Source organism: Xanthomarina sp., assembly GCF_035306605.1.
Classification (GTDB): Bacteria; Bacteroidota; Bacteroidia; order Flavobacteriales; family Flavobacteriaceae; genus Xanthomarina.
The window spans coordinates 1-26,696 of the sequence record NZ_DATGNR010000033.1 but is presented as its reverse complement, the minus strand read 5'-3'; the positions used below and the strand labels follow the sequence as shown (position 1 = coordinate 26,696).

The following is a 26,696-nucleotide window of genomic DNA, read 5'->3' as shown; positions in this document are numbered from 1 at the left end:
AACTGTGGAATATTACAATTACATAAAGTCACTTCACTTAATTTTTGTCATCACTTGGTTTGCTGGTTTGTTCTATATTCCAAGACTTTTTGTTTATCAAATAGAAGCTTATCACAAGCCTTCCCCAGAAAAAGAAATACTTGGAAAACAACTCAAACTAATGGCAAAAAGGTTATGGAATATTATTACTTGGCCTTCAGCTATATTAGCTAGTATTTTTGCTGTTTGGTTATTGATTTTGCAACCAATTTGGCTACAACAACCTTGGATGCACGTTAAACTAACCTTTGTATTGCTATTGTATATCTATCATTATAAAACGCACATTTATTATAAGCAGTTGCAACAGGATGTGGTTAAAAAGTCATCTAATTTTATGAGGCTTTGGAATGAGGGAGCCACGTTTATCCTTTTTGCAGTGGTGTTTTTGGTAATTCTTAAAAATGCAATTCATTGGGTTTTCGGTGTTGTAGGAATTTTTGTTTTAGGCATTTTATTGATGTTAGGATTTAAAATCTACAAAAATATTCGCGCTAAGAATCCAGATGCCTAACGGTTTAATCCCGGACACCTATTCTCTAATATTTTAGACTCATCATACTTAAGTCTAGATTAAATTTAGGCGCTGTTAAAGTCTAATTGGTTTGATTATTGTTATATTTAACACAGCTCAATTTTAACCATGTATTTAGGAAGATTTTCATTACGAATTCGCATATTCATAGCCATGATTCTATTGGTTTTGTTGGCATCTATTTTAATTGCTTCCGTAGCAATTTATCAATACAACGAAGAAGCTAGAGATTACCACAACGAACGACTAGAACGTAAAGAAGAAAATATTAAGGAAAGTATTAATTACGCCATAAGAAAAACCACTTATCCGGTTTCAACCGAAACGATGTCCTTGATTTTTAAGAATGAGATCTACGAAATTGCAGCCATCCACAAACTACAAATTAATTTATACGATTTGGACGGAGGTCTAATTAAATCCTCCAAAGCTACTTTTGAAACAGACTCTCTAACACAATGTTTAAATGCTGAGGTTTTAAATATTTTAGCCAATACCATAGAGCATAGACATGTAAGTAAAAACATTGAAAATAATGAGGTGTTTTTATCTTCTTATTCCTACATAACAGATCATCAGTTTAAGCCTTTGGCTATTTTAAACATTCCATATTTAGAGAATGATGATTTTTTAAATAAGGAATTGAATGAGTTTTTATTGCGCTTAGGTTATGCTTATATGCTTATGTTGATTGTAGCCATAACCTTGGCATATTTTCTTTCCAAATACATAACAAAAACTCTTAAAACCATTAGCGATAAGATTAATGAAACCAGACTTGAAAAGCATAACAAAAAGATAGAAATTGGAGCAACCAGCCAAGAAATAGCTACCTTGGTTAGAGCGTATAACAGCATGATAGACGAACTTGAAGAAAGTGCTGTTAAATTAGCAAAAAGTGAAAGGGAACAAGCTTGGAGGGAAATGGCAAAACAAGTGGCGCATGAGATAAAAAACCCCTTAACCCCTATGCGTTTAACAGTTCAGAGTTTTCAGCGTAAGTTCGATCCAAATGATGAAAATATCTATCAAAAAGTAGATGAATATTCTAAAACACTTATCCAGCAAATTGACACCATGAGCTCGATAGCTTCAGCATTTTCCAATTTTGCCAAAATGCCAGCTCAACAAAATGAAACCTTAAATTTGGTAGAAATTACGAGGTTGGCTTTAGATATTTTTAGTGAAGATTACATCGAGTTTATTTCGGAGAGCGACAGAATTACTGCTCGGTTTGATAAGGCGCAACTCATTCGTGTAATTAACAACCTAGTTAAAAATGGGATTCAGGCTATTCCCGATGATCGAGAGGATAAAAAAATTATAGTTAGGGTTTATGAAGATCCGGATTCTATAAATATTACTATTTCCGATAATGGTATAGGAATTTCAGAAGTAAACTCTCAAAAGGTTTTCGAACCTAAATTTACTACTAAGTCAAGCGGAATGGGACTTGGACTTGCTATGGTGAAAAACATAGTTGAAACTTATAATGGAAGTATTACTTTTACATCGGAAAAAGATGTGGGCACTACTTTTAAAGTAACTTTCCCTAAAGGATAATATCAAGTAATTAACATAAAAAAATATACCATGAGTTTTGAAAATATTTTAGTCGATTTCCAAGATGGAATTTCAACCCTTACTATTAACAGACTAAGTAAATTGAATGCGTTAAACAAAGCAACTATTCAAGAATTGCACGATGCTTTATCTGCAGCAGACAAAGATGCTAATACTAAAGTAATTATTATTACTGGTAGTGGTGAAAAAGCATTTGTTGCTGGAGCAGATATAAGCGAGTTTGCCCATTTCGACGTTTCTAATGGAGGAAAATTGGCAGCTAAAGGTCAAGAGTTATTATTCGATTTTGTTGAAAATTTATCGACGCCGGTTATTGCTGCTGTTAATGGTTTTGCACTTGGTGGGGGATTAGAATTGGCTATGGCTTGTCATTTTAGATTGGCTAGCGATAATGCCAAAATGGGACTTCCGGAAACCTCTCTAGGAGTTATTCCAGGGTATGGTGGAACGCAACGTTTACCACAATTGGTTGGAAAAGGTCGTGCTATGGAAATGGTTATGACAGCAGGAATGATTGACGCAAATCAAGCTTTAGCTTATGGTTTAGTGAATCATGTTACATCTCAAGAGGAATTATTACCACTTGCAGAAAAAATAGCTACTAAGATTATGAGAAATTCATCTGTGGCTATTAAAGGTGCAATTAAAGCTGTTAACGCCAATTTTAAAGATGGTGTAAATGGATATGAAGTAGAAATTGAAGAATTTGGAAACTGTTTCGGTACCGAAGATTTTACTGAAGGTACTACGGCTTTCTTAGAAAAGCGTAAAGCAGATTTCCCTGGAAAATAACCTCTGTTTTAAAATACTTAAAAAACAAAAAAAGCGATCTCAAATTTTGAGATCGCTTTTTTTGTTTGAATATATAGATAAAATTATTTTTCTATAATAGTTAACTCATCAATGATAGATTGTGCATTAGAATACTTGTCTATCAACCATAGTACGTATCTAATATCTACGCTAATGGTACGTTGTAAGTTCGAATCAAAAATAACATCACCAGCCATAGCTTCAATATTACCATCGAAAGCTAAGCCAATTAATTCACCTTTTCCATTAATTACAGGAGAACCAGAGTTTCCACCAGTAATGTCGTTATCGGATAGGAAGTTAACAGGAAGTTCGCCTTTTTCGTTAGCATAACGTCCGTAATCTTTCTTAGCGTAGATGTCTAACATGTCTTGAGGTAAATCGAACTCCGGGTCATTAGCCTTGTACTTAGCTACCATTCCTTTTAAGGTTGTGTAGTTGTTTTCTGCAGCATCGTTTGGTTTGTCTTTATTTTCAGGAAGAGCTCTTACTTTTCCATATGATAAACGCAAAGTAGAGTTTGCATCCGGATACTGAATACTACTTAATCCAGACTCACGTAATCCTTCAACCAATAATCTAAATGATTTTTGGTAATCGTTTTCTGGTTGAACCAAATGCTCTGGTTTTTCACGGTATTTTGTAAGTAAAGTAGACGATAACTTGTAAAGTTCATCATTTTCGATTAGAGCTTTATCTGGAGACTTTAAGAAAGCTTCTACTTTTTCTTTTGAAGAAAATATACTCGATTCGAAAAGAGAGTTTACGTATGCTGTAAAATCGTTATTGTTTTTACTTCCAACTTCAGTAATTAATTCTGGTAGCGGATAATTAGATTTTGAAGCATATAAACCTAGTTGTTTAGCCAATACTTCTTTCTCTAAAGGTAGGTAAATGTCTTTGTAAGAGTTCTCTGCGAAACCTTGTAATCTTGGAAGTATTTCTTCGCGTTTAGCTTCGTTAGCATCTGCGTATTGCTCGAATGCGCTACCTAATCTGTATGGTAAAGCAGCAAAAGTACTAGAACGTAACATGCCAACTAAGTAGTTATCGTGTTTTGCTTTCTCGTTGGTAAGTGTGTAGTATTTGTTGATATCAGAAATAACTTGACCGTATTTAGCTTTGTTAGCCTTTTTATTGGCCCATTTGTTAAATTTCTTTTCAATTTTAGCTTTTGTTTTAACGGTATTATGTTCAGTTAAAGCATCAATCATACCACCTCTATTTTTCCAATAGTTAGCGATACTAGCATAAGATGAAGCGTACATTAAATTTACAGCTTCGTCTTTATTCATGTATTTTTTCATTACATCCATGCTTAATTTAGAGCCTTCAACCCATGCAGGATATGCATATTTTACGTTTTGCTCTACACCTTGAGCTGGCATCCAACGATTGGTTCTTCCAGGATATCCTAAAATCATAGCAAAATCGTCTTCTTTAACACCATCAATACTTACAGGTAGATGGTATTTAGCTTTCATTGGTACGTTTGTAGTCGCGTAATCAGCTGCATTTCCTTCTGCATCTGTATAAACTCTAAATAATGAGAAATCGCCTGTGTGTCTTGGCCACTCCCAGTTATCTGTGTCTCCACCATATTTCCCAACACTTTCAGGAGGAGTTCCTACTAAACGAACATCTTTATAATCTTCATATACAAAATAGTAAAACTCGTTTCCTTGGTAGAAAGAACGTACTGAAACAGTGTATTTTCCACCTTCGTTGTTTTCTTGTTCTATTTTTGCAACTTCTTTGTTAATAGCGGCTTCACGTTCTTTTTCACTCATGCTATCATTTACTTGAGATAAGATACGTTTTGAAACATCGTCCATTCTTACAAAAAAGCGAACGTATAAGCTTTCTGGTTTTAATTCTTCAGCTAAAGAACCAGCCCAATATCCATTTTTTAAATGGTTTTGTTCTGCTGTAGAAAGTTCTGCAATAGCAGAGTACCCACAGTGGTGGTTAGTAAGCACTAAACCATTATCTGAAATAATACTTGCAGTACAGCCTCCATTAAATTGTACTATGGCATCTTTTAAGCTTTGGTTGTTGATGCTGTAAATTTCTTCGGGAGTTAATTGAAGTCCCATTTTTTGCATATCGCGATAATTCAAACGCTCTATATGCATTAAAAACCACATACCTTCATTTGCCAATAATGGCGACAAAAATGTCATTGAAAGAATGGTTAACGATAAAATAAATTTTTTCATATTCTCAAGTTTAGTGATAAAGCCCAAAAATATTGAAAATATCTATGGTTTGCCTGGTTGATGGGTGTTAAAATGGTGTTATAATTTCTAAGCAATAACCTCTTGAACTTAAAAGTTAGTAGTGACTAATAGTTTCAATAAGGAAGATTCGTTTATTTTAAACCTTCCCATTCGGCATAAAATTGATCCAGATATTGAACCATGAACTCATGTCGCTTTTCGGCAATTTGTTTGCCTGTTTTAGTGTTCATCCGATCTTTTAACAAGAGCAGTTTTTCGTAGAAATGATTCAGGGTAGGAGCTGTTGAGGTTTTATACTCCTCTTTGCTCATTTGAAGCTGGGGCTTAATTTCTGGATTGTAAAGTGCTCTGTTTTTAAAGCCTCCGTAATTAAAGGTTCTAGCTATACCAATAGCGCCAAGAGCATCTAATCTATCTGCGTCTTGAATGACATCTAGTTCGGGCGATTTAAACTTTTGAGCCTCGTTACCTCCTTTAAACGAGATGTTTTCAATTATTAGAATTACATGATGGATAACGGTTTCATCAACTTGAATGCTTTCTAAAAATTCTCGTGCTATTCTAGGACCAACGGTTTCGTCTCCTTCAGTGAATTTACTATCTGCAATATCATGTAGTAAGGACCCAAGGGAAACAACAAATTCATCTACTTCTTCATTTTTAGAAATGAGCTTGGCATTATTAAATACCCTTAGAATGTGAAACCAATCGTGTCCACCCTCAGCATTTTTAAGTGTTTCTTTTACAAAAAACTGAGTTTTTTCAATCTGTTTTTCCTGTGTCATTTAGAATTTATCTGATAGGTTCAACCCATTTAAACTGATAGGAGTTTTCTGGAATTTTCATACGTTCAGATAATCGTGATAAACGAGCAGGAAGTTTCATTAGGTAATCGCGTGCTCTTTCAGCATCATCAGATAGGTTGGTAATTTTATCAATTTCCCAACGCTTAATAAGCTTTTCTAAAATAGCCACATAATCGTTAGATGTATATACGCCAATACGCTGTGCTGTGTTGGAAAATTCTTCGAAAGCCGATCCGATTTTACCACCAGATTCTCTTAAAAAATGGGCAGGCATAGTAATTTTTAATTTCATCATGTGTTGAAAGGCCATCATCATTTGGTTTGGATCTACAGCAAAAATTCGTTCTACAAATTCGCAGTATGCATGATGGTGTCTCATTTCATCTCCAGAAATAATCTTACACATTTTGCTTAATTGTTTATTTCCCTTCTCTTTAGCAAGTTTTGCTACACGATTGTGAGAAATATAAGTGGCTAGCTCTTGAAAACTAGTATATAGAAAGTTTTTATAAGGATCTTGATCTGTGCCTATATCAAATCCATCAGCAATTAGATGATGTGTGGTTTTTTCAATTTCTTTCATATTAACACGTCCCGAAAGGTAGAGGTATTTGTTTAATACATCACCGTGACGGTTTTCTTCAGCAGTCCAATGCCTTACCCATTTTCCCCATGAGTTTCTTCCCACTTGATCGACACCTTCTACGTCCATTAACCAAGATTCATAAGTTGGTAAAGCTTCTTCAGTAATCATGTCTCCAACTAAAACTACCCAGAAATCGTAGGGAAGTTCCTTGGAAAGCTCTCTAATTTCTTTAACCTCTTCCAAAAAGTTTTCACCTTCAGAATTTGGAAGGAAATCTGTTGGTTGCCAAATGCTATCGGCAGGAATTAAATATTTTTCAATTAATGAATCTACATCTTTTTCTAAATGGTTCATTACTTCCAATCTTATATTTTTCAATGACATAATGTAGAGTTTTAAGGTTTAATACTTGAGCTGATTGTAGTTTCAATTTGCTTAATTAGCTCTAGATTATCCTCAAAGTTAGATAATTTTAGAGGTTCGTGAACGGTTAATTGTATATGATTTCCAATCCCCATTGGAAAATTACCATATTTTAACATTTTCCAGGAATTATTGATGCTTATAGGAACAATAGTGGCCGATGGAATTTTTTTAAATAGCATTTCCAAACCTTTTATTTGAAAAGGTTTTGGTTGTCCATTTTTACTTCGTGTGCCTTCAGGGAAAATAACAGCAGCACGCTTGGTGGTTTCTATATATTCGCCAAATTTCATGATAGCAGGTAAGGCTTGTCTTGGGTTTTTTCTATCTATTAAAACGGAGCCGCCATGACGCAGGTTGTAAGAGACACTTGGAATCCCTTTTTCTAACTCTTTTTTACTGATAAATTTAGGGTGGTGTTTTCGCATGTACCATATAATGGGTGAAATATCGTACATACTTTGATGATTTGCTACAATAATAAGTGGTTGATCGGTTGCAATTTTATGAGGATTATGAAAGCTGTATCGAGTTCCTAAAATATTGGTGCAACGCATAATAAAAAACTGGAGGATATCCACACTTTTTTTATGGGCTTGGTATCCAAATACATTAAAACAAAACCATTGAATGGGATGAAATATAACTAAAGTCAGTAAAAATATTACTGCGTAAATAGATGTTAAAATATAGGCTAATAATTTCTGCATGGTACAAAATTAAGAAAATTTAAAGGCTTATAAGCATTAATATATGGGAATGCACTTATTGTTTTCACATTCTAAACCGCTTGGAGGCATGACCATCATACAGTCTGAAATAGCACCACATTCTTGGTTGTATTTGGCTTCCAGAATATTGAAGTTAGAAACTAGGTTTTCAAACTCTAAAGTATCTATTGAAGTAGTGTAAACTAAATATTCCCACGGACCACCACAAGGCTTGTTTCCGAAGGCAATAAAACGACATTCATAAGTTTCATTACAGATGGATGCTTCGGCAAAACTCCTAATTCGTGCTCTTTTTTCATTTAAAAGTGCTTGCTTTTCGGTACAGGTATTTTGTTTGTCGTCAGCATTCGAACAGTTTGAAATACTTAAAAATACAAGTTGCGAGACTATTAAGCTGGTTATAAACGATAGTTTCATAGGGTGTTATTTTAATAAAATCTTGAGTAAAAGTATAAAAAAAACCACGACATGGCCGTGGTTTTATATCTCTTATATTTATAGAGAAATTACTTTGAAAATATTAACAATGCGTATTGAAAGCATCCACTAAATTTTCAGCAATTACTTCTGCTGGACGACCTTCAATATGATGACGCTCTAACATGTGAACCAATTCACCATCCTTAAATAAAGCAATACATGGTGAGCTTGGAGGAAACGGAATCATGTGCTCTCTAGCCTTATCAACAGCTTCTTTGTCTACACCTGCAAAAACAGTAACTAAATGATCAGGGTGTTTTTCATTTTGGATACTCATACGAGCTCCTGGACGAGCGTTGGCTGCAGCACAACCACAAACGGAGTTAACTACAACTAAAGTGGTCCCTGTTTTTGCTAAAGCATTTTCAACAGCTTCGGCAGTATGTAATTCTTCAAACCCAACTTTTGTTAAATCTTCGCGCATTGGTTTTACTAATTCTGCTGGATACATATCTTTTAATTTTAAGATTATTATTTTAAACCGTAAAGATACGGAAAAAGTATTCAGATGAATGTGGTTGTTAGCACACTTTTAACGTCACTCTAAATTTAAACAGAACATTAACTTTATGGTCTTTAAGGGATATTTCTTCTGAAAAAACAACTAACAATAGTATATTTACCCAAAATTTAAAATCGAGTAATTTGTATTTTGTGAAGCTGTTTTAGAATTTATTGTTTTTTCTGAAACCTGCGAATCAAATCAAGATTTGAATCAGTAAAAATAAAAAGGAATACATGAATTTTTCAAAATGGATTGGTGCGGCAATAGGATGGTCTTTAGGAGGACCAATTGGCGCTATTTTAGGTATGGTTTTAGGAAGCGTTGTGGATGGCTTTTCCAAAGGAACTATAAAAGTAGATACGCAACAAACTTACCAAAGAACCAATCAAACCCAACCTGGCGATTTTGAAGTTAGCCTGTTAATTCTAGCGTCTATAGTAATAAAGGCGGATGGAAAACAGGATCAGCGAGAATTGGATTTTGTACGCCAACAATTTGTTGGTATGTATGGAAAGGACCGAGCAAATCATGCCTTTAAATTGTTTAAAGAACTTAATAAACAAGAGATTCCGATTCGTCAGGTTTGCTTACAAATTCGTCAAATGATGGATCATCCATCACGTTTACAACTCCTTCATTTTTTATTTGGTATAGCGAAAGCCGATGGGGTGGTAGTTGAACAAGAAGTTAAGACCATTGAAACCATTGCAAATTATTTAGGAATCAGCCATCAAGATTTTGAAAGTATTAAAGCAATGTTTTATAGTAGTAGCGATAATTCTTATAAAATTCTTGAAATAACTAAAGATGCTACCGTTGCTGAAATTAAAGCAGCTTATAGAAAGATGGCAAAAAAGTACCATCCAGATAAAGTTATTCATTTAGGTGAAGAACATCAAAAAGGGGCTGAGGAAAAATTTCGTCAGGTTCAAGAAGCTTACGAGCACTTACAGAAAGAACGAGGATTCTAGTAAAAGCATGTTGCTATGGAATATTTTTTGATATGAATCTAAACAAAATCAATTCCTTATGAAACAGATGCTTTTCTTTGGTTTAATCATGCTTCAAACGGCTGTCTTTTCGCAAACAAAAGTTATTAATGGAACCTATCAATTCAATTTTGAGGGTTCTAATGGAAGTTTTAGCGAAACAATAATATTAAATCCAGATGGGAGCTTCAACATTCACACCATGAGAAAGCTGGATGGCACAAACCCTCCTGAATCAAATGCTTACGGAAAAGGAAAGTGGGAGATGAATAAAAAAAATATTCACTTTATAGCTCATAAAAGCGATTTCGATTCAAAATTCACATTAAATTTGAATAATACGCAAGCACGGTTTAATTCAAAATCACCTCGTGATAAATCCAATCGTGACATTCCTACCTCTATAAAGATTATTAAGTCTGATATATCTTGGCTAGTTGGGAGAGAGTTAAAGAAGCAATGAGTTATTTTGAATTCTTAGAAAGAATAGATTAATAAAGGGTGATGTTTTACCCTCTAAACAAGAAGAAGTCATCTTTCATATCTTCTATTTGTGCATCTTCATTAGTAATAATATAATTGATGGCCTTGGATGTAAACTCGTCCCCCTTTTGGGTTAAGGATACCACCTTATCATCAATTATTATCATATTATTTTTTAATGCGAGTTCTAATACGGTTTTGGCTCTTACCCGTTGCCAATTAATATGTTCTTGTAAATGATTTACATGGCGCTCTCGTACTTCAGAATGATTTTTTAAATGAAGTAAAAAAGTCAATAAAGAAACTTCTGTTCGTTGTTGCTTTTCGCGATACATGACAGCAATAAGGCCTTTGCTAGGAGCAAATAAATAAACACATAAAAACAACAGTCCTAACATGGTGGTTATCGAACCAGCAATTGAAGCGTCTAACCAATGGGCTAACCAATAACCTGAAATAGCACCAAACACACCAAATGTAATGGCTAACCCAAGCATGTACTTTAAGTCTGTGGTAAGTAAATAAGCACTAGCGGCGGGAGCAATCATTAAGGCTACAACAAGGATGGCTCCTACAGCATCGAAGGCGCCAACAGTGGTTACGGAAGCTACTGTCATTAACCCGTAGTGGATTATAGTTGGCGAAAACCCTAATGATGCAGCTAAACCAACATCGAAGGTGCTTATTTTTAATTCTTTAAAAAAGGCTAACAATAAACCTATAGTAATGGATAAAATAATTCCAATAATCCATAAGGATTTTGGTCCAAAATCTACATCTCCTATAAAAATTCTATCAAAGGGCGCAAAAGCCAATTCGCCTAACAGAACAGCGTCGACATCTAAATGGATATCGTTGGCGTTTTTTGAAATTAATATCACCCCAATACTAAAAAGTGCTGGAAATACCAATCCAATAGCTGTGTCTTCTTTTACTAACCCTGTTTTTTGAATGCGCTCTACCAAAATAACTGTTATTACCCCGGTTAATGTGGCAAGTAAAATTAATAATGGAGAGTTGAGGTCTTGGGTAATAAAAAAACCAATCACGAGCCCAGGTAATATAGAATGGCTAATAGCATCGCTAATCATAGCCATTTTTCTTAATACCAAAAAGGTTCCAGGAATAGCACAGGCTATAGCTACCAAGCTAGCAATTATCTGTATTTCTAATTGTGCGTTACTCATCTTTTATAGCTTGTTGGTTATATAAATTAGCAGCCGTTTCAAACCCTTTTTCGGTTAAACTCCACATGGTTCCATCTAAAGTAACATAGTTTTTATCAACTAATTTTTGAAGGGTTTTGCGTGTATAACCTTGAAAATTATTTAAGATTTTAATGGTATGTGGATGCGAAATATTATCATGAGTTTCGGCAATATGATACATGAAGGCTAAGGTTTTTTGTAACTGTAAATCACGTCTGTTAGCAATAAATCTAATTTGACGAAATAGCAAACCTCGACTTGGCGAAAATATAAATGAAAAAACCACAAACACAGAAGCTACAATTACAATTACGGGACCTGTAGGTAAGTTGTTTTGGCTGGCACTGATGGCTGTTCCAAATACTCCTGAAAATGCACCAATAATAGCTGCCAAAAGCACCATTTTTGATAAGCTGTTTGTCCATTGTCTTGCAGCCGCAGCAGGGGCTAAAAGCATAGCGCTCATTAAAACGACTCCAACTGTTTGTAAGCCTAAAACGATAGCTAGAACAATAAAACTTGTAATTAGGACATCTATAAAATTGGTGTTAAAACCAAGGGTTTTTGTATAATCTGAATCAAAAAGAAAGAGTTTGAATTCTTTCCAAAAAAGCAGTAAAACTAGTAAGCATAGTCCGGTAATAATAGCCATAAGCCACACATCGCTTTCCACTAAAGTTGCAGCTTGCCCAAACAAATACTTGTCTAAGCCGGCTTGGTTTGCGTTGGGTTGTTTTTGAATGAAGGTTAGTAACAGCATTCCAAATCCAAAAAATAAAGAAAGAATTAAACCTAAGGCGGTATCAGATTTTAAATGGGTTTTTTTTATAATCCCTCTAATCCAAAAGGTTCCTATTAGGCCACTTACCAAAGCTCCAATAAGTAAGGTGTTGGTATCCTTAGCTCCGGTAATTAAAAAGGTTATTGCAATTCCGGGTAGTGCGGCATGAGAAATAGCGTCTCCTAGCAAACTCTGTTTTCGTAGTACAGCAAAACTTCCAAGCATACCCGTTACAGCCCCAAGAATGGCTGTGCCTAAGGTAATAGTACGCAGGGTATAGTCGCTGAAAACTAAAGAAAAATACTCTTGGATGTCCATTATTTTTGAATACTTACTTTATAATTAATGCCGTAGGTTTTTGTTAAGTTGTCATCATTAAAAATATCCCTAACTGGTCCTGTGGCAATTTTTTTCACATTTAAAAAGGTTACCCAATCGAAATATTCAGGAACAGTCTGTAAGTCGTGATGTACTACAATTACCGTTTTTCCTGCTTTTCGTAGTTCTTTAAGAATATTTATGATGGCAATTTCTGTAGTGACGTCTACACCTTGAAAAGGCTCATCCATAAAATAAATTGATGCATCTTGAACTAAGGCGCGAGCTAAGAATATCCGTTGTTGTTGACCTCCTGAAAGCTGACTGATTTGTCTGGATTGAAAGGCTAACATCCCTACTTTTTCTAAAGCTTCTAATGCGGCTTTTTTCTCTTTTAATTTAGGACGTTTAATCCATCCTAAGCTACCATAAGTTCCCATTAATACGACGTCTAGCGCTGTAGTAGGGAAGTCCCAATCAACACTTCCTTTCTGTGGAACATAAGCAACTAACTTACGTTGCTTGTCGTAAGGTTTTCCGTAGATGCTAACGCTTCCAGCTATGGGTTTTAATATCCCTAAAATTGCTTTTATTAAAGTGGATTTTCCTGCTCCATTTGGGCCAACAATTGCCATAAGGATACCTTCTGGAATTTCTAAATCAATATCCCAAAGTACTGGCTTGTAGTTGTAAGCAACAGTTAAATCATCTACTTGTACCGCCATTTTACCTGTAAAAGCCGGAGTCTCTTTATTTGTTTTTATTTCGTTCACCTATGGTATTTTTAGTTTATATAGATGCTGAAGAATTAAGTGTAAGTCACTTCTTCGTCCTAACGGACACTTTTTAAGGTTTACTTTAAAGCAGTTACTATGGTGTTTACGTTGTATTCAAACATACCAATGTAAGTGCCTTCGGCGGTTCCTGCGTTTCCAAGTGCGTCTGAATACAGTGTGCCACCAATAGCTACTTGATGCCCGGTAGACACTACTGCAGCTTGTAAAGCTTCAATAGTTCGTTTAGGAACGGAGCTTTCAATAAAAATAGCTTTAATTTTTTTATCAATAATAAATACTGCTAGTTTTTGAACATCTTGAACCCCAGCCTCAGTTGCGGTAGATAGCCCTTGCAAGCCAACGACTTCAAAATTAAAAGCTTTTCCAAAGTAACTAAAAGCATCGTGAGCTGTTACTAAAATACGTTTATCTTCCGGAAGAGCTGCTATAGTTGTATACAATTCTTCTTTTAAAACTTTAAGTTTTTCTATATAGGTTAAGGCATTAGCTTCATAGAATTCGTTGTTTTTTGGGTCAACTTTGGATAGTTGCTTCGCTACATACTGGGTGATTTCTATCCAATAATCTATATCAAACCAGATATGTGGATCGTAATTGCCAGCAAAATTGTTTGAAGAAATTAGCGTGTTCTGATTTAAGGCATCGGAAATGGCAATGGCTTTAATATTTTGACGTCCCATTTTTTCAAATACTTCAACTAATTTTCCTTCTAAATGTAAGCCGCCATAAAATATGAGGTCGGCGTTTGCTAGTTTGGAAACATCACCTTCACTGGCTTTATAAAGATGGGGGTCTACACCACTTCCCATTAATCCTTGAAGGTTGATTTTTTCTCCCCCAATGTTTTTTACTAAATCCGTAATCATCGTGGTGGTGGTTACTATGTTTAGTTTGCCATTGGTCTCCTGGGTGTTTTTACAACTAAATAAAACACCAAGAATTATAAAGGAAAAAATAAATCTTTTCATCCGTCTAAATATTTATTGCGAAGTTACTAAAAAACTATTTATTTTTTAATGAAGTTGGTATCTAAGTCCAAAGAATAAGCGAATGCCTTGGTTTTGGCCAGATGCATAATCTGGACTAAAGGTTAAGGTGTACGGATTGTCTGCTGTTGGAACTAGATTTCCACTAGTATCGAAAATAACATTTTCGTCAAACGGATCGTCTGCTCTAGCTATGATAAAAGGATTTCCTTTGTTTGTGAAACATCTTGTAAAGTGGCCCCTATAGAGGCTCTAATACCAGCTTAAAAAATAGCATCTGCATTAAAACCAATCCCTTTGGAATTGAATAGCCTTCTAGGTTTGAATAAATAATTTGGTTGGGATGGGTATCATAATCAGGAATAATAGCATTAGTAAAATAGGTTAACCATGCAGATGTATCAAAAGTAAAATGCATGCCGCTCCTAGTATATAGTTTTTTAGATAATTGATATTTACGTTATAAGACTCTTCTTGTTTTAACTCTTCTTCAATAATTACATCTTGAGCACCAATTATGGCTGCGCGCTCTTCAGTATATAAATGAACAACTCTAAAACCTGTTCCTGCATTTAAACGAAAAATATCGTTGTCGGGTGGTTTAAACTTATAAGCGATACGTGGTGTAAATATATTTCCATGGCGGGTGTCGTAATCGTAATGCAAACCAAGTAATAAACTTTGTTTTAAATTAAACTTAATCTCATCTTGAACAAAAAGAGAGGGAATTGTTAGTTCGTTAGCTATTGGGGTTGCTGTGGTGTTGTCATTATAATAATTATATCTAAGGCAGTACCAAATAAAAGATCGTGGTTGTTAAGTTCTTTGTCTCAGATAAATTGCCCAAATGCAATACGTTGTTGTGCTACATAAAACGTGTTTCCAATATTAGCTTTAAATCCGGCGTCTACATTTAGTTCTCCTCAACCAGGTAAATTAGTTTTATTTTAAATAAAATTCAGTAAATATAAATATCTATTTAGATTAGTCTAAAAATATATTTGTTATTTAATTGTTTTATATTTGTGTGTAATAAAATTTAAGATGATAACGCTTACAGAAGAAAATTATATAAAAACCATTTACCACTTAAGTAAACACGGAAAGGAGATGGTTAGCACCAATGCTTTAGCAGAAGCTATGAGTACAAAAGCGTCATCTGCGACAGACATGGTTAAGAAGTTGGCTGATAAATCCTATGTGGACTATAAAAAATACCAAGGAGCCATTCTTACGGATGCTGGAAATAAAATAGCAATCAATGTAATTAGGAAACATAGACTTTGGGAAGTTTTTTTAGTGGATAAGTTGTGTTTTTCTTGGGATGAGGTTCATGAGCTAGCAGAGCAGTTAGAGCATATTAAATCTCAAAAACTAATAGACAAGCTAGATGCATTTTTAGGCTACCCAACCCATGATCCACATGGAGATCCTATTCCAGATAAACATGGGGACTTTACCCTAGTAGATAAAATTATGTTGGCTCAAGCCCAAATTGGAGAAACCTATAGTTGTGTTGGGGTGAACGATAGTTCTTCGGAGTTTTTGCAGTATTTAAATAATAATAAAATAGAACTTGGAACAAAAATTGAAGTGCTGTATAAGGAAGTTTTTGATAGTTCGATAAAAATTAAAGTTAACGGACTTGAGATGACAGTTTCTAACAGTGTAGCACAAAATTTATATCTTCAGAAAGTATAATTGGTAGGAGGTATATTGAAACTAATTTATACATAATATTATGATGAAGCAAGTTCTTTTTCTCGGGTGTTTTTTTTGTTTTTTATTCGGCTTTTCTCAAGATTCGGTAAATGTAAAGGTTGAAGCACCAAAAATTGTAGCGAAATTATTTTTCGGAAAATCCTATCATGTGGAAGATGTTCAGATAAAATTTTCCGAAGTTTTATCTGATTCTCGTTGTCCAGAGGATGTTACATGTGTTTGGGCTGGAGAAGCTTCTGTATTGGTGGATATTATTAAAGACGATGTTGTTATAGATCAGAAAAAGTTATTATTTCAACCAGGAAAAAGGATAAACAAAAAATTAGTCACTTTATTTTCTTCTGAAAAATCTACAATAATGGCCCTAGGTATTTTACCTAATTTAAATACAAACAGAAACCTTAAAAAAGAAGAGTATTACCTCCAGTTAGAAATTTCTAATTAGGTAAAATAGATTTTAAACCGAATTTTTTAATGGCAATTATCGCAATCGTGCGCTTTTATTCCTTTTTTTGCCTTCGATTTTTTCCAAAAGAATTTCTTCACTAAAAAAGCTAGAGCCATAAAAAGGGCTGTAAAGGCTAAGATATTTTGGAAAAGTTCATTCATAATGTTTTAGTCGTAATGTTTATTAAAACCTTAAATTAATAATTGGTAGGCAATTAATGCAACTATATAGGCGAAAAGGGTCATTAAAACCAATTGTAAAACAGGCCATTTCCAACTGTTAGTTTCTCGTTTTACAATAGCGAGTGTACTCATACATTGCATAGCAAAGGCGTAGAATAGCAATAAAGAAATTCCTGAGGCAAAATTAAATAAGGGGCCACCTAGAATAGGGTTTACTTCTCCAGCCATTCTGTTTTTAATGGTTTCTTCCTCATCGCTGCCAACACTGTAAATAGTGGCTAAAGTTCCAACAAATACTTCTCTAGCAGCAAACGAGCTAATTAAAGCTATCCCTATTTTCCAATCGTATCCTAAAGGTCTAATTACAGGTTCTATGGCACGACCTGTTAATCCAATAAAGGAATACTCTAGTTTTTGAGAGGCTATTTCGTTATCAAGTTCTGCTTCTGATAAATTTTGATCTGCGAATCTTTCGGTTATAAGTTCTTCTGCATTATTAAATTCTTCTCCAGGACCATAAGACGCCAGGAACCACAGTACTATAGAAATGGCTAGAATTATTTTTCCAGCTCCAAATACAAAGGACTTTGTTTTTTCAACTACAGTTAAAAACACGTTTTTAATTAATGGCAATTTGTAGTTGGGCATTTCTACTACAAAAAAAGATTTGCTTTTAATTTTCAATATTTTATTTAATATCATAGCTGATATTAAAGCAGCTCCAAAACCAATTAAATAAAGTAACATTAAAGTTAAAGCCTGATAACTTAATCCTAGAAAACGACCATCAGGAATAACCAACGAGATAATAATTAAGTAAACCGGTAGCCGTGCGGAACAGGTAGTAAATGGAGTAACTAAAATAGTGATTAAACGTTCTTTCCAACTTTCAATGTTTCTTGTGGCCATAATAGCTGGAATGGCACATGCTGTTCCTGAAACCAAGGGTACAACACTTTTTCCACTTAGTCCAAAACGTCTCATACCGCGGTCCATTAAAAAGACCACACGACTCATATAACCGCTCTCCTCCAAGACAGAAATAAATAAGAAAAGGAAAGCAATTTGTGGAATAAAAATAACTATCCCTCCAAGTCCTGGAATAATTCCTTCGGCTAATAAATTGGTGAAGGTACCGGCTGGTAACGCATTTTTTGTCCAATCGCTTAGAGAGGCAAAGCTAGCATCAATAAAATTCATAGGAATCTCAGACCAGTCGTAAATGGCTTGGAAAATAAGTAAAAGTATAAGGATAAAAATAGCATAACCCCAAACTTTGTGAGTTAATATTCTATCTAATTTTATACGTAAATCCTTAGCTGTACTCAGATCTATGGTTTGTCCTTTTTTAAGAACATGGTTTATAAATTGGTAACGTTTTACAGTTTCTTTTTGCTGTAATCGTTTTAAATCGGCTTTTGATTTTGTTTTAAAATCTGCCACCAAATCAAAGTCATTTCTATCTGTTTTTCCAAAGTTAACATCCTGTGTAATTACCAACCAAAGTTTGTATAATAATTGGTTTGGAAATGCTTTTTGTAGATCTTCAAAATATTTTTTGTCAATTTCGGAAGCATTTAAACAAGGTGAAACAGATAACTCTCTGTAGTTAAAAATCAATTCTTTCAACTTGTCAATACCCTCATTTTTTCTGGTGCTTATTAGAGCAATCTTAGTGTTAAGCTGCTTTTCTAAATAAGGAATATCTAACGAAATACCTTTGTATTTCATTCTATCCGCCATGTTTATAGCAAGAATAACAGGTATTTCTAAGTCTTTTATTTGGGTGAATAAAAGTAGGTTTCTTTTTAAATTCTCAACGTCGCTAATTACCACAGCTACATCTGGGAAATCTTTGTCGTTTTTGTTTAATAACAACTCAATAACCACATTTTCGTCTAATGAAGATGCGTTTAGACTATAAGTTCCAGGTAAATCTATAACGTGAGCTTTTACACCACGAGGGAGTTTGCAGATTCCTTCTTTCTTTTCTACGGTAATTCCTGGATAGTTTCCAACCTTTTGGTTCATGCCTGTTAGGGCGTTAAAAACTGAAGTTTTTCCAGTATTTGGGTTTCCTATTAGGGCTACGTTTAGTTGCTTACTCATTACAGATTTCTATTAAAACATGCATGGCAGTTTCTTTTCTTATAGCCAAATGTGTTCCGTTTATATTAAGGTACAGAGGATCTGAAAATGGAGCCACTTGAAGAAGCTCGACTTCGTTCCCTGGTAAACAACCCATTTCGAGGAGCTTTAAAGGAATATAAATGGAAGAAACATCAGTTATAATGGCTTTCTCTCCTTTTTTTAGATGTGCTAGTGTAACTTGCAAGCTTATTTAGATTGATTTTAAAGAAGCAAAAGTAGAATAAAAATTTTCTCTAAAAAAATTGTAACCTATAAAACTACTTATATTCTTCTTTTAAGATTGCAATCTCCTCAAGTAATCTAGAAATATCTTCAGGGTTGGTACCGTCATAATACCCTCTAATTTGACGTTTTTTGTCAATTAACATGAAGTTTTCGGTATGGATCATATCGTATGCATCTCCAAGGCCATCTGTTTTCACGGCTAAGTAGCTTTTCCTTGCTAATTCGTAAATTTCTTTTTTATTTCCAGTCACTAAGTTCCATTTAGCATCAATAACTCCTTTTTCTAGGGCGTATTTTTTGAGTTGTGCTACACTGTCAATATCTGGAGTAACTGTATGCGAGAGTAGCATAACATCCTGATCGTCCTTAATTTCTTTTTGAATTAGAACCATGTGATCGGTCATAATCGGGCAAATAGTTTGGCAGGTTGTAAAAAAGAAATCGGCAACATATATTTTATCCTTGTATGAGTCTGCCGTTATGGTTTCGCCATTTTGGTTAATCAGGCTGAAATCGGCAATTTTGTGATATTTCTTTTTGTATTGAATCGTACTATCTACCATTTCAGTGTTAACCATGGCTGGTTGATAAATAGGTAAAGGTTTGTATACATCGAATATATTATAGATTATGGTAATTATAATCAAACATAGACAAGCAAATACAATAGCGAAGTATTTATAATCTTTAAAAAATGAGAGCATTTCTATTTAATTTGAATTTTTTGGGAGATTTATTTGCAAAAATACGACAGATAAGTGTTTTTTCGGTAAATTTAACATCTTAAATATATAACTGTGAATAGATTTTTACCCTACCTACTTGTTCTTTTACCTATAATGACTTTCGGACAAGATTATGTCAAAACACTAAATGAAATTAGAGATGCTGAGGCCAGAACAGCTCTAAACAAAATGTTTTACCGTGTTAATATGAATACGGGAAATTATGATGTAACTTATCATAGATTGGAATTAAATGTCAATCCATCGCAAGCATTTATTTCTGGAGATGTAACGACCTATTTTGAAGCCAAGGAAAACCTGTCGGAAATTACATTTGAACTTTCTGATAATATGGTCGTTTCTCAAGTAGTACAACGAGGAAATCCACTTTCATTTATTCAGAATTCAAACGATGAGGTGGTCATTACTTTAAATCAAGTGCAAAATATGGGAGTTTTAGATTCCTTAACCATTAGCTATTCTGGAAATCCAGTGAGCTCTGGTTTTGGTTCTTTTGAACAAACTACTCATAATGGCGATCCAATAATCTGGACACTTTCCGAGCCTTATGGTGCTAAAGGATGGTGGCCTTGCAAACAGGATTTAATAGATAAAATAGATAGCATGGATATCTATATTACTAGTCCGTTAAACAATCCTTCCAACGAAGAATATATTGCCGTTGCCAATGGTTTGGAGCAAAGCCAAACGGTAAATGGCGCATATAAAACCACGCATTTTAGTCACCAATATCCTATTCCAGCCTATTTGGTTGCTATAGCTGTTACCAACTATACCGTGTATTCTGATACAGTGGAAAATAATGGGAATCCGTTTGAAATTATAAATTATGTCTATCCGGAAAACTTGAGTTACGCTCAGGCGAATACGCCAGTAACGGTTGATATTATGAATTTATTTTCAGATTTATTTCATGAATATCCTTATGCTAACGAAAAATACGGACACGCCCAATTTGGTTGGGGAGGTGGAATGGAACATACAACGGTTTCTTTTATGGGAAGTTTTGGAAGAAGTTTAATAGCTCACGAATTAGCTCATCAATGGTTTGGAAACAAAGTAACCTGTGGAAGTTGGAAAGATATTTGGTTAAACGAAGGCTTTTCTAATTATTTATCGGGACTTGTAGTGGAGCACCTTGATGGGAATAGTCAGTTTAAGTCTTGGAAACAATCTCTTAACAACTCCATTACTTCACAAAATGGAGGGGCTGTTTATTTAACAGATTCCGATACATTAAATATAAACAGGATATTTAGTAGTAGGTTGAGTTATAATAAAGGTGCCATGGTAACTCACATGTTAAGAAAAAAACTTGGAGACGATAATTTCTTTCAAGGCATGCAAAATTATTTAAATCATCCAGATTTAGCTTATGGTTATGCTAAGACAGAAGATTATAAAGAGGTGATGGAAACTGCAAGTGGACAGGATCTTACCGAATTTTTTAACGATTGGATATACAATCAAGGATATCCAAGTTACTCTCTAACTTGGAATCAGCCAGCTGGTAATCAGATTTATATTTCTATTTCTCAAACACAAAGTCACCCTTCGGTTTCATATTTCGAAGCTCCAGTTCCAATAAGAGTAATAGGAACCAATGGGGAAGAGTTGGATTTGGTTTTAGATAATACCACAAATAATGAATCTTTTTTAAGAACGGTAGACTTTATCGTAGACACGGTGTTATTTGATCCAGAATCCGATTTAATTTCAAGATATAATTCAGTGAGTTTACATATTGATCAGGTGGCATTGGAAAATCAGTTCCAAATTTATCCAAATCCTACCAGTCATAGTGTGCGCATTTCTAAACCTAATAGTATTAACGTTAGTGCTATCCATGTATATAATACTTTAGGACAGTTGTTGCTATCCACACCGTGGACGGAAAACTTAAATCTATCGACTTTATCTTCAGGTTTGTTTTTTGTGCAACTTCAAACTAATCAAGGAATAATTAATAAATCCGTGTTAAAAAATTAAGTAATAGCTAAGTAAATGTTTTCTAAATGCTGTTAAAACACTACTTTTGCAGATTAATTTATACTAGAGAAAAAGATACATGGAGTTTTTTATAAAAATATCTCAATTCTTATTGAGTCTTTCCTTATTAATTGTTTTGCACGAATTAGGGCATTTTGTTCCTGCCAAACTTTTTAAAACTAGAGTTGAAAAATTTTATTTGTTTTTCGATGTCAAGTTTTCATTATTCAAAAAGAAAATTGGAGATACAGTATACGGAATAGGTTGGTTGCCACTTGGAGGCTATGTTAAAATATCAGGAATGATAGACGAAAGCATGGATAAAGAACAAATGGCCCTACCACCACAGCCTTGGGAATTCCGTTCAAAACCAGCTTGGCAACGTTTAATTATTATGTTAGGTGGAGTTACTGTAAATTTTGTATTAGCCATTCTTATATATATAGGAATGAGTTGGTATTATGGCGATAAAATTCTTCCAAATGAAAATATTACGGATGGACTTTTAATAGAAAGTACGGTAGCACAGAAAGCAGGACTTTTAACAGGCGATAAAATTATTTCCGTAGATGGTGAAAAGATAGACCGTTTTTCACAGATTTCTGAAAAAGTGTTATTCGGAAAAAGTGTTGTTATTGAAAGAGGTGGACAACAAGAAACCATCACCTTGCCAGAAGATTTTTTAGCGCAATTAATAGATTCTAAAGAGAAATCATTTATAGATTTAAGAATGCCATTTGTAGTTGCCGATGTTCCAGATTCATCTTTTAATAAAGGAAGTGGAATTATGAAAGGCGATATCATTACAGCCTTTAATGGACAACCAACAAAATATATAGATGAGGTAATTCCGGCTCTTGAAACTTTTAAAGGACAAGAAGTGGAAGCTACAATTGTTAGAGATCAAGAAAAATTACAAATCCCATTAAGTATTAGCAACGAAGGGAAAATTGGTGTTGTTTACGGAGGGATTACATTAGATAACCTTGAGAGATTGGGTTATTATAAATTTGAAACTCAAAAATACGGTTTCTTAGAAGCTATTCCAATTGGATTTGTAAAGTCTAAAGATAAATTGAGTTCGTATATAAAACAGGTTAAGGCTATTTTCACTCCAAGTACAGGTGCTTATAAGGGTGTAGGTGGATTTAAAGCTATTTACGATATATTTCCAAACTATTGGAGCTGGCAAGTATTTTGGAGCATTACAGCCTTTTTATCTATTATGTTAGGTTTTTTAAACCTATTGCCAATTCCAGCATTAGATGGTGGACATGTAATGTTTTTATTGTATGAAATGGTCTCAGGGAGAAAGCCTAGCGACAAGTTTTTAGAGTACGCACAATTGGTAGGATTCGTGTTATTAATTACTTTAGTTTTGTTTGCAAACGGGAATGATATCTTTAAAGCAATTTTTAATTAATTTTTTTTAAAATTTGTTTGCAATAACTAAATTTTAATATATATTTGCACTCGCTAACGCAAAAAACACATGACTAAGAAACTGCCAAAGCAGATGAAATAGAAAATGTGGAAGTCAGAAAAAAGACTTAAAAAGACAACAACACTCCTCCTTAGCTCAGTTGGTTAGAGCATCTGACTGTTAATCAGAGGGTCCTTGGTTCGAGCCCAAGAGGAGGAGCAAGTTAAACAAAGCCTTTACAGAAATGTAGAGGCTTTTTTTGTTTTATGCCCCATTATAACTGCATTCCTTGCACTACCTGCACTTTACACTTTTCTATATCCTTTCATGAAATTCATTAAAAAAAGGCACACAATTTGGGTTGCAACATAAATTTCTTGGGTTGCATATTAAATAACTATAAATCAATACAATATAAAATTATGAATACATATATGTTAAAAATTTTATTTGTCATTTCACCAAGCAGAATAAACAAAAAAGGATTAGTTCCATTATTTTGTAGATTGACATTTATGAGTAAAAGAAAACAATTTGCCACAGGATTATTTATTAAACCTGATGACTGGGATAGTAAACGGCAAATAGCCCACCCTCCTAATGACCAAAACACTTTCATAAACAATGAAATGAGCCTGATTAAGACAAAACTTATTCAGGCTTTTTTATTGCTTCAAGTTAAAGAAAACTCCTTCACAGCAGAAGATATATACAAGACATTTAAAGGCGAAAAAATACAAAAGGAGTACAATGTAATTGAGTTCTACAAACATTACTTAAACAGGCTTAAAACCCTTGTAGGGATTGATATTAAGCTAGTAACTTGGAACAAGTTTCTGTATATTAAAGATGATGTAAAAACATTTGTAAAAAGGAAATATAAAACCAATGATATACAGCTTAAACATCTTGAGGCTAATTTCCTGACTGAATTAGAATATTACTTTAAAGTAGAGAAAAAATTAAAGCAAATAACCATCAATAAAAAGATCCAAAGATTTAGAAAAGTTATTAAAATGGCAGTGGCAGAAGGTTATTTAGAAAAAGATCCGTTCATGCTTTATAAATCTAAACAGGTAAAAAAGGAGATTATTTATTTAACACCAGAAGAATTAGAGCAATTTGAGAAACATGTATTTACTCAACGTAGACTTCAAGTAGTACAAGATCTTTTTGTGTTTAGTTGCTATACTGGATTAGCTTATAATGAGCTATCAAAATTAGACAAAAGTCATATCTTAAAGGGATTTGATGATAATTTATGGATTCAAATGAAACGTGAAAAAACTAATAAGCCATTTTCTGTGCCATTACTTCCCAAACCTCTATTGTTAATTAAAAAATACAGAAGTGCAGATAGTAAAGTGTTCCCAGTTATCAGCAACCAAAAGTATAATTCTTATTTAAAAGAGTTATCTACGATTATTGGTATTGATAAGAAACTAACAACTCATACGGCAAGGAGAACATTCGCATCTACCGTATTATTATATAATGATGTGCCTATGGAGATAGTTAGTGAGCTTTTAGGACATTCAAGTATGAAGATTACACAAGATAGTTATGGGAAGATTGTACAGAAGAAGATTAGTGAGGAGATGATAAGACTTAATAAAAAATTCATAGGTTGAGTTTGTATAGCAGGATTGGATAATTTACTGTCTAGTCCTGTTTTCTCAATTTGCCAACTTGTCAACTTTTTAGGCGAAATATGTCAAGTAAATAATAAATAATTAACCGTTACGGTTTCCCTCAATAATCCTTATATAAAGTATTGTATATTTGATACAATAAGTTGTTTTTTAGAGGCTTAATATGAATTAGACTTATTGTATAAAGCGATGAATAACTAAATAAGTTATCAGCTATAATTACAATTGTTTTTAAATTTCAATATCAAAAAATTCAGTCAAGGGAATTTCTAAGGCTATTGAGATTGCTGAGATTGTTACAATATTAGGTGTGACTTTACCTTTCTCAATTTTGTATAAATATTGCCTGTCTTTTCCAACTAATTCAGATAGACGGGTTTGAGTGAGACCTTTTTGTTTTCTTAAAGTTTTAACTCTTTCTCCTATCTTTTTTGGAACTGAAGTTTTTAATTTTTCTAATCTTTCATCAGACAATTGTACCATTAGGTAAAAATCCAATATGAAAGATTAAATACTGTAACCTTAAAATACTACAAAATGTTTATCTTTATAATTAAATACTTCTCATGAATGATAATATATTGTATGGTTTTATAAACGAAATTAGTATTGCAGGATACTCAGAAGAAGACCATGATCAATGTTCAGAGAAGTTTTCAAACTATTTAAAAGTTAAAGTCAGAACTTGTTACTATATCGGTGAAGTAGTATTCAGGGTTGCTTACTTAAAGGAAGAATATTTTTTATTTATCACATTATTTCAAATATAAATGAATATGATAGAAGATTTGGAAAAATGCAATAACCTTGAAGCAATTGGAAAAAATTATTTTAAGCTAGGGATGAAACATACTTTGAAAAAATCATTTGATAAAGCTTATGAATATTTCAAAGCAGGACTGAATAGTTTAACATGTGATTGTATTAAAGATAAATGGATTATATCTCATGGACAATGGGACTATAGATTGTTTCATGATATGAATTATTCTTTTAATGATCCATCAGCTTATTATTTTGTTAAGGCATTTTTACTCATTAACTATACAGATAAAAAATTTCATTATTTAGCATTAGATGCAATAGAAAAGTATTTGGATATTCAGGTTGATGAATACGGACTATATGTTCAAGGAAAGATTTATAATAGACTAGAATATTATTTTGAAGCATATAAATGCTTTGATAAGGCAATTAAAATTAAGAACCTTTTACCAATTAAGTATAGACAAGGAAGGTTAGATGTTTTGACTTTTGAGGGTAGTCCACTAGAAATTAATCGGTATTTTGATTGTGTTGATAAATTATGTGATTCTTTATTGTTAAATCCTAGTAGCGCATGCTGTGCTAGGGAACTAAAAAATAATTGGAGAATTGATAAGAATTTTGATGAGTTTATGCGATATGAAATTAAATCAAATTCAAATTATTATAATAACAATAAACTTATTGATCTATTTATATCAGAAGATAACACTGAAGAATTTGAAAGCCTATATAAGGAATTAATAAAAAAAGAAATAAGTTTGAGAGTTAGTGATTTAATAAGTGCAAATAGTGACTTTTCAAACTTTATTAGCTTAATATATAGTGTAAAAGGTTTATGTGAAGGTGATATTTACCTAGATAAAAATGGTGATTTCGGAGGTTATAAAAGTGATTTTGATTTATCACATGAGAGAGAAGATAATTCTTGGTTTGAAAATCCTTATTATAATGATCAATTGGATATGGATCAACAAGACCCAGAGTTTTGGGATAATTTGTAAAGATTTTATTGAAATTGACAATTAGTTATTTAAAAAATCTAGATTCATTTCGTAATCTTAATTTGTTTTAATAAAATATATTGAT

Annotated in this window: 27 protein-coding genes and 1 tRNA gene; 12 read left to right on the top strand and 16 right to left on the bottom strand. The window is 33.4% G+C overall.

Annotated elements, in window-relative coordinates; genetic code table 11:
• Positions 1-4 precede the first annotated feature (4 nt).
• From VKY41_RS04965 to VKY41_RS04955, 3 genes are all read left to right on the top strand, one after another.
• Complete coding sequence (locus VKY41_RS04965; protein ID WP_500813332.1) at positions 5-553, top strand: CopD family protein; 549 nt, start codon at positions 5-7, stop codon at positions 551-553.
• 129 nt (positions 554-682) lie between these two features.
• The gene (locus VKY41_RS04960; protein WP_500813331.1) at positions 683-2,137 is read left to right on the top strand and encodes a sensor histidine kinase; all 1,455 of its coding nucleotides are present in this window, start codon (positions 683-685) and stop codon (positions 2,135-2,137) included.
• A gap of 30 nt (positions 2,138-2,167) precedes the next feature.
• Positions 2,168-2,950, top strand: a complete 783-nt coding sequence (locus tag VKY41_RS04955) for an enoyl-CoA hydratase/isomerase family protein (RefSeq protein WP_500813330.1) — start codon at positions 2,168-2,170, stop codon at positions 2,948-2,950.
• An 83-nt stretch (positions 2,951-3,033) separates the two neighbouring features.
• Here VKY41_RS04955 and VKY41_RS04950 read toward each other — a convergent pair whose 3' ends face one another.
• From VKY41_RS04950 to VKY41_RS04925, 6 genes are all read right to left on the bottom strand, one after another.
• Positions 3,034-5,190, bottom strand: coding sequence for a S46 family peptidase (locus tag VKY41_RS04950; RefSeq protein WP_500813329.1), 2,157 nt, complete (start codon positions 5,188-5,190; stop codon positions 3,034-3,036).
• A 152-nt stretch (positions 5,191-5,342) separates the two neighbouring features.
• A complete protein-coding gene (locus VKY41_RS04945; protein ID WP_500813328.1) occupies positions 5,343-5,996 on the bottom strand; it encodes an HD domain-containing protein in 654 nt (217 codons plus the stop codon).
• Between the two features lie 7 nt (positions 5,997-6,003).
• A complete protein-coding gene (locus tag VKY41_RS04940) occupies positions 6,004-6,987 on the bottom strand; it encodes an acyl-ACP desaturase (protein WP_500813327.1) in 984 nt (327 codons plus the stop codon).
• An 11-nt stretch (positions 6,988-6,998) separates the two neighbouring features.
• Positions 6,999-7,736 carry a lysophospholipid acyltransferase family protein gene (locus VKY41_RS04935; RefSeq protein ID WP_500813326.1) on the bottom strand — a complete coding sequence of 246 codons (738 nt, stop codon included), beginning with the start codon at positions 7,734-7,736 and terminating at the stop codon, positions 6,999-7,001.
• A 36-nt stretch (positions 7,737-7,772) separates the two neighbouring features.
• Positions 7,773-8,174 carry a hypothetical protein gene (locus tag VKY41_RS04930; protein ID WP_500813325.1) on the bottom strand — a complete coding sequence of 134 codons (402 nt, stop codon included), beginning with the start codon at positions 8,172-8,174 and terminating at the stop codon, positions 7,773-7,775.
• Between the two features lie 103 nt (positions 8,175-8,277).
• Positions 8,278-8,688, bottom strand: a complete 411-nt coding sequence (locus tag VKY41_RS04925; protein WP_500813324.1) for a BrxA/BrxB family bacilliredoxin — start codon at positions 8,686-8,688, stop codon at positions 8,278-8,280.
• Positions 8,689-8,975: 287 nt separating this feature from the next.
• On the opposite strand from VKY41_RS04925, the gene VKY41_RS04920 reads away from it, so the two are divergent.
• Both VKY41_RS04920 and VKY41_RS04915 read left to right on the top strand, forming a co-directional pair.
• Positions 8,976-9,713, top strand: a complete 738-nt coding sequence (locus VKY41_RS04920; RefSeq protein WP_500813323.1) for a TerB family tellurite resistance protein — start codon at positions 8,976-8,978, stop codon at positions 9,711-9,713.
• Between the two features lie 58 nt (positions 9,714-9,771).
• Positions 9,772-10,194 (top strand): hypothetical protein, encoded by a 423-nt coding sequence (locus tag VKY41_RS04915; protein WP_500813322.1) that lies wholly within the window; start codon positions 9,772-9,774, stop codon positions 10,192-10,194.
• Positions 10,195-10,240: 46 nt separating this feature from the next.
• Here the strand turns inward: VKY41_RS04915 and VKY41_RS04910 are convergent, their stop codons facing one another.
• From VKY41_RS04910 to VKY41_RS04890, 5 genes are all read right to left on the bottom strand, one after another.
• Positions 10,241-11,401 (bottom strand): metal ABC transporter permease, encoded by a 1,161-nt coding sequence (locus tag VKY41_RS04910; RefSeq protein ID WP_500813321.1) that lies wholly within the window; start codon positions 11,399-11,401, stop codon positions 10,241-10,243.
• Positions 11,394-12,521: a metal ABC transporter permease gene (locus tag VKY41_RS04905; RefSeq protein WP_500813320.1), complete on the bottom strand. Its 1,128-nt coding sequence runs from the start codon at positions 12,519-12,521 to the stop codon at positions 11,394-11,396. The genes VKY41_RS04910 and VKY41_RS04905 overlap by 8 nt, the downstream gene beginning before the upstream one ends.
• The gene (locus tag VKY41_RS04900) at positions 12,521-13,246 is read right to left on the bottom strand and encodes a metal ABC transporter ATP-binding protein (RefSeq protein WP_500813370.1); all 726 of its coding nucleotides are present in this window, start codon (positions 13,244-13,246) and stop codon (positions 12,521-12,523) included. The genes VKY41_RS04905 and VKY41_RS04900 overlap by 1 nt, the downstream gene beginning before the upstream one ends.
• Before the next feature lie 128 nt (positions 13,247-13,374).
• A complete protein-coding gene (locus tag VKY41_RS04895; RefSeq protein WP_500813319.1) occupies positions 13,375-14,286 on the bottom strand; it encodes a metal ABC transporter solute-binding protein, Zn/Mn family in 912 nt (303 codons plus the stop codon).
• Between the two features lie 402 nt (positions 14,287-14,688).
• On the bottom strand, positions 14,689-15,033 hold the full coding sequence (locus tag VKY41_RS04890) for a TonB-dependent receptor domain-containing protein (protein WP_500813369.1): 345 nt from the start codon (positions 15,031-15,033) through the stop codon (positions 14,689-14,691).
• 315 nt (positions 15,034-15,348) lie between these two features.
• Between VKY41_RS04890 and VKY41_RS04885 the strand changes: the two genes are divergently transcribed.
• Together VKY41_RS04885 and VKY41_RS04880 are read left to right on the top strand one after the other, a co-directional pair.
• Positions 15,349-16,005: a metal-dependent transcriptional regulator gene (locus VKY41_RS04885; RefSeq protein ID WP_500813318.1), complete on the top strand. Its 657-nt coding sequence runs from the start codon at positions 15,349-15,351 to the stop codon at positions 16,003-16,005.
• Between the two features lie 40 nt (positions 16,006-16,045).
• Entirely contained in the window at positions 16,046-16,471 is a 426-nt protein-coding gene (locus tag VKY41_RS04880; RefSeq protein WP_500813317.1) for a hypothetical protein, read from the top strand.
• Positions 16,472-16,497: 26 nt separating this feature from the next.
• Here the strand turns inward: VKY41_RS04880 and VKY41_RS04875 are convergent, their stop codons facing one another.
• The 4 genes from VKY41_RS04875 to VKY41_RS04860 all read right to left on the bottom strand — a co-directional run bounded on the left by VKY41_RS04875 (position 16,498) and on the right by VKY41_RS04860 (position 19,736).
• Positions 16,498-16,635, bottom strand: a complete 138-nt coding sequence (locus VKY41_RS04875; protein ID WP_500813316.1) for a FeoB-associated Cys-rich membrane protein — start codon at positions 16,633-16,635, stop codon at positions 16,498-16,500.
• A gap of 30 nt (positions 16,636-16,665) precedes the next feature.
• A complete protein-coding gene (feoB, locus tag VKY41_RS04870) occupies positions 16,666-18,765 on the bottom strand; it encodes a ferrous iron transport protein B (RefSeq protein WP_500813315.1) in 2,100 nt (699 codons plus the stop codon).
• On the bottom strand, positions 18,758-18,991 hold the full coding sequence (locus VKY41_RS04865) for a FeoA family protein (RefSeq protein WP_500813314.1): 234 nt from the start codon (positions 18,989-18,991) through the stop codon (positions 18,758-18,760). The genes feoB and VKY41_RS04865 overlap by 8 nt, the downstream gene beginning before the upstream one ends.
• Positions 18,992-19,064: 73 nt before the next feature.
• Positions 19,065-19,736: an SCO family protein gene (locus VKY41_RS04860; RefSeq protein WP_500813313.1), complete on the bottom strand. Its 672-nt coding sequence runs from the start codon at positions 19,734-19,736 to the stop codon at positions 19,065-19,067.
• A gap of 93 nt (positions 19,737-19,829) precedes the next feature.
• On the opposite strand from VKY41_RS04860, the gene VKY41_RS04855 reads away from it, so the two are divergent.
• The 4 genes from VKY41_RS04855 to VKY41_RS04840 all read left to right on the top strand — a co-directional run bounded on the left by VKY41_RS04855 (position 19,830) and on the right by VKY41_RS04840 (position 24,821).
• The gene (locus VKY41_RS04855) at positions 19,830-21,767 is read left to right on the top strand and encodes a M1 family metallopeptidase (protein WP_500813312.1); all 1,938 of its coding nucleotides are present in this window, start codon (positions 19,830-19,832) and stop codon (positions 21,765-21,767) included.
• Positions 21,768-21,846: 79 nt separating this feature from the next.
• Positions 21,847-23,190, top strand: coding sequence for an RIP metalloprotease RseP (rseP, locus tag VKY41_RS04850; RefSeq protein WP_500813311.1), 1,344 nt, complete (start codon positions 21,847-21,849; stop codon positions 23,188-23,190).
• A 145-nt stretch (positions 23,191-23,335) separates the two neighbouring features.
• A tRNA-Asn gene (locus VKY41_RS04845) sits at positions 23,336-23,409 on the top strand.
• Between the two features lie 203 nt (positions 23,410-23,612).
• Positions 23,613-24,821, top strand: coding sequence for a site-specific integrase (locus VKY41_RS04840; protein ID WP_500813310.1), 1,209 nt, complete (start codon positions 23,613-23,615; stop codon positions 24,819-24,821).
• A gap of 252 nt (positions 24,822-25,073) precedes the next feature.
• Here the strand turns inward: VKY41_RS04840 and VKY41_RS04835 are convergent, their stop codons facing one another.
• Positions 25,074-25,340 carry a helix-turn-helix domain-containing protein gene (locus VKY41_RS04835; protein WP_500813309.1) on the bottom strand — a complete coding sequence of 89 codons (267 nt, stop codon included), beginning with the start codon at positions 25,338-25,340 and terminating at the stop codon, positions 25,074-25,076.
• Positions 25,341-25,618: 278 nt separating this feature from the next.
• Here VKY41_RS04835 and VKY41_RS04830 point away from each other — a divergent pair, with 278 nt between their 5' ends.
• Positions 25,619-26,611, top strand: coding sequence for a hypothetical protein (locus tag VKY41_RS04830; RefSeq protein WP_500813308.1), 993 nt, complete (start codon positions 25,619-25,621; stop codon positions 26,609-26,611).
• The last annotated feature ends 85 nt before the right edge of the window (positions 26,612-26,696 follow it).

Coding starts and splice junctions, on each gene's coding strand:
- VKY41_RS04960 (WP_500813331.1), top strand. CDS start 683: ATGTATTTAGGAAGATTTTCATTACGAATTCGCATATTCATAGCCATG.
- VKY41_RS04955 (WP_500813330.1), top strand. CDS start 2,168: ATGAGTTTTGAAAATATTTTAGTCGATTTCCAAGATGGAATTTCAACC.
- VKY41_RS04950 (WP_500813329.1), bottom strand. CDS start 5,190: ATGAAAAAATTTATTTTATCGTTAACCATTCTTTCAATGACATTTTTG.
- VKY41_RS04945 (WP_500813328.1), bottom strand. CDS start 5,996: ATGACACAGGAAAAACAGATTGAAAAAACTCAGTTTTTTGTAAAAGAA.
- VKY41_RS04940 (WP_500813327.1), bottom strand. CDS start 6,987: ATGTCATTGAAAAATATAAGATTGGAAGTAATGAACCATTTAGAAAAA.
- VKY41_RS04935 (WP_500813326.1), bottom strand. CDS start 7,736: ATGCAGAAATTATTAGCCTATATTTTAACATCTATTTACGCAGTAATA.
- VKY41_RS04930 (WP_500813325.1), bottom strand. CDS start 8,174: ATGAAACTATCGTTTATAACCAGCTTAATAGTCTCGCAACTTGTATTT.
- VKY41_RS04925 (WP_500813324.1), bottom strand. CDS start 8,688: ATGTATCCAGCAGAATTAGTAAAACCAATGCGCGAAGATTTAACAAAA.
- VKY41_RS04920 (WP_500813323.1), top strand. CDS start 8,976: ATGAATTTTTCAAAATGGATTGGTGCGGCAATAGGATGGTCTTTAGGA.
- VKY41_RS04915 (WP_500813322.1), top strand. CDS start 9,772: ATGAAACAGATGCTTTTCTTTGGTTTAATCATGCTTCAAACGGCTGTC.
- VKY41_RS04910 (WP_500813321.1), bottom strand. CDS start 11,401: ATGAGTAACGCACAATTAGAAATACAGATAATTGCTAGCTTGGTAGCT.
- VKY41_RS04905 (WP_500813320.1), bottom strand. CDS start 12,521: ATGGACATCCAAGAGTATTTTTCTTTAGTTTTCAGCGACTATACCCTG.
- VKY41_RS04900 (WP_500813370.1), bottom strand. CDS start 13,246: ATGGCGGTACAAGTAGATGATTTAACTGTTGCTTACAACTACAAGCCA.
- VKY41_RS04895 (WP_500813319.1), bottom strand. CDS start 14,286: ATGAAAAGATTTATTTTTTCCTTTATAATTCTTGGTGTTTTATTTAGT.
- VKY41_RS04885 (WP_500813318.1), top strand. CDS start 15,349: ATGATAACGCTTACAGAAGAAAATTATATAAAAACCATTTACCACTTA.
- VKY41_RS04880 (WP_500813317.1), top strand. CDS start 16,046: ATGATGAAGCAAGTTCTTTTTCTCGGGTGTTTTTTTTGTTTTTTATTC.
- VKY41_RS04875 (WP_500813316.1), bottom strand. CDS start 16,635: ATGAATGAACTTTTCCAAAATATCTTAGCCTTTACAGCCCTTTTTATG.
- feoB (WP_500813315.1), bottom strand. CDS start 18,765: ATGAGTAAGCAACTAAACGTAGCCCTAATAGGAAACCCAAATACTGGA.
- VKY41_RS04860 (WP_500813313.1), bottom strand. CDS start 19,736: ATGCTCTCATTTTTTAAAGATTATAAATACTTCGCTATTGTATTTGCT.
- rseP (WP_500813311.1), top strand. CDS start 21,847: ATGGAGTTTTTTATAAAAATATCTCAATTCTTATTGAGTCTTTCCTTA.
- VKY41_RS04840 (WP_500813310.1), top strand. CDS start 23,613: ATGAATACATATATGTTAAAAATTTTATTTGTCATTTCACCAAGCAGA.
- VKY41_RS04830 (WP_500813308.1), top strand. CDS start 25,619: ATGATAGAAGATTTGGAAAAATGCAATAACCTTGAAGCAATTGGAAAA.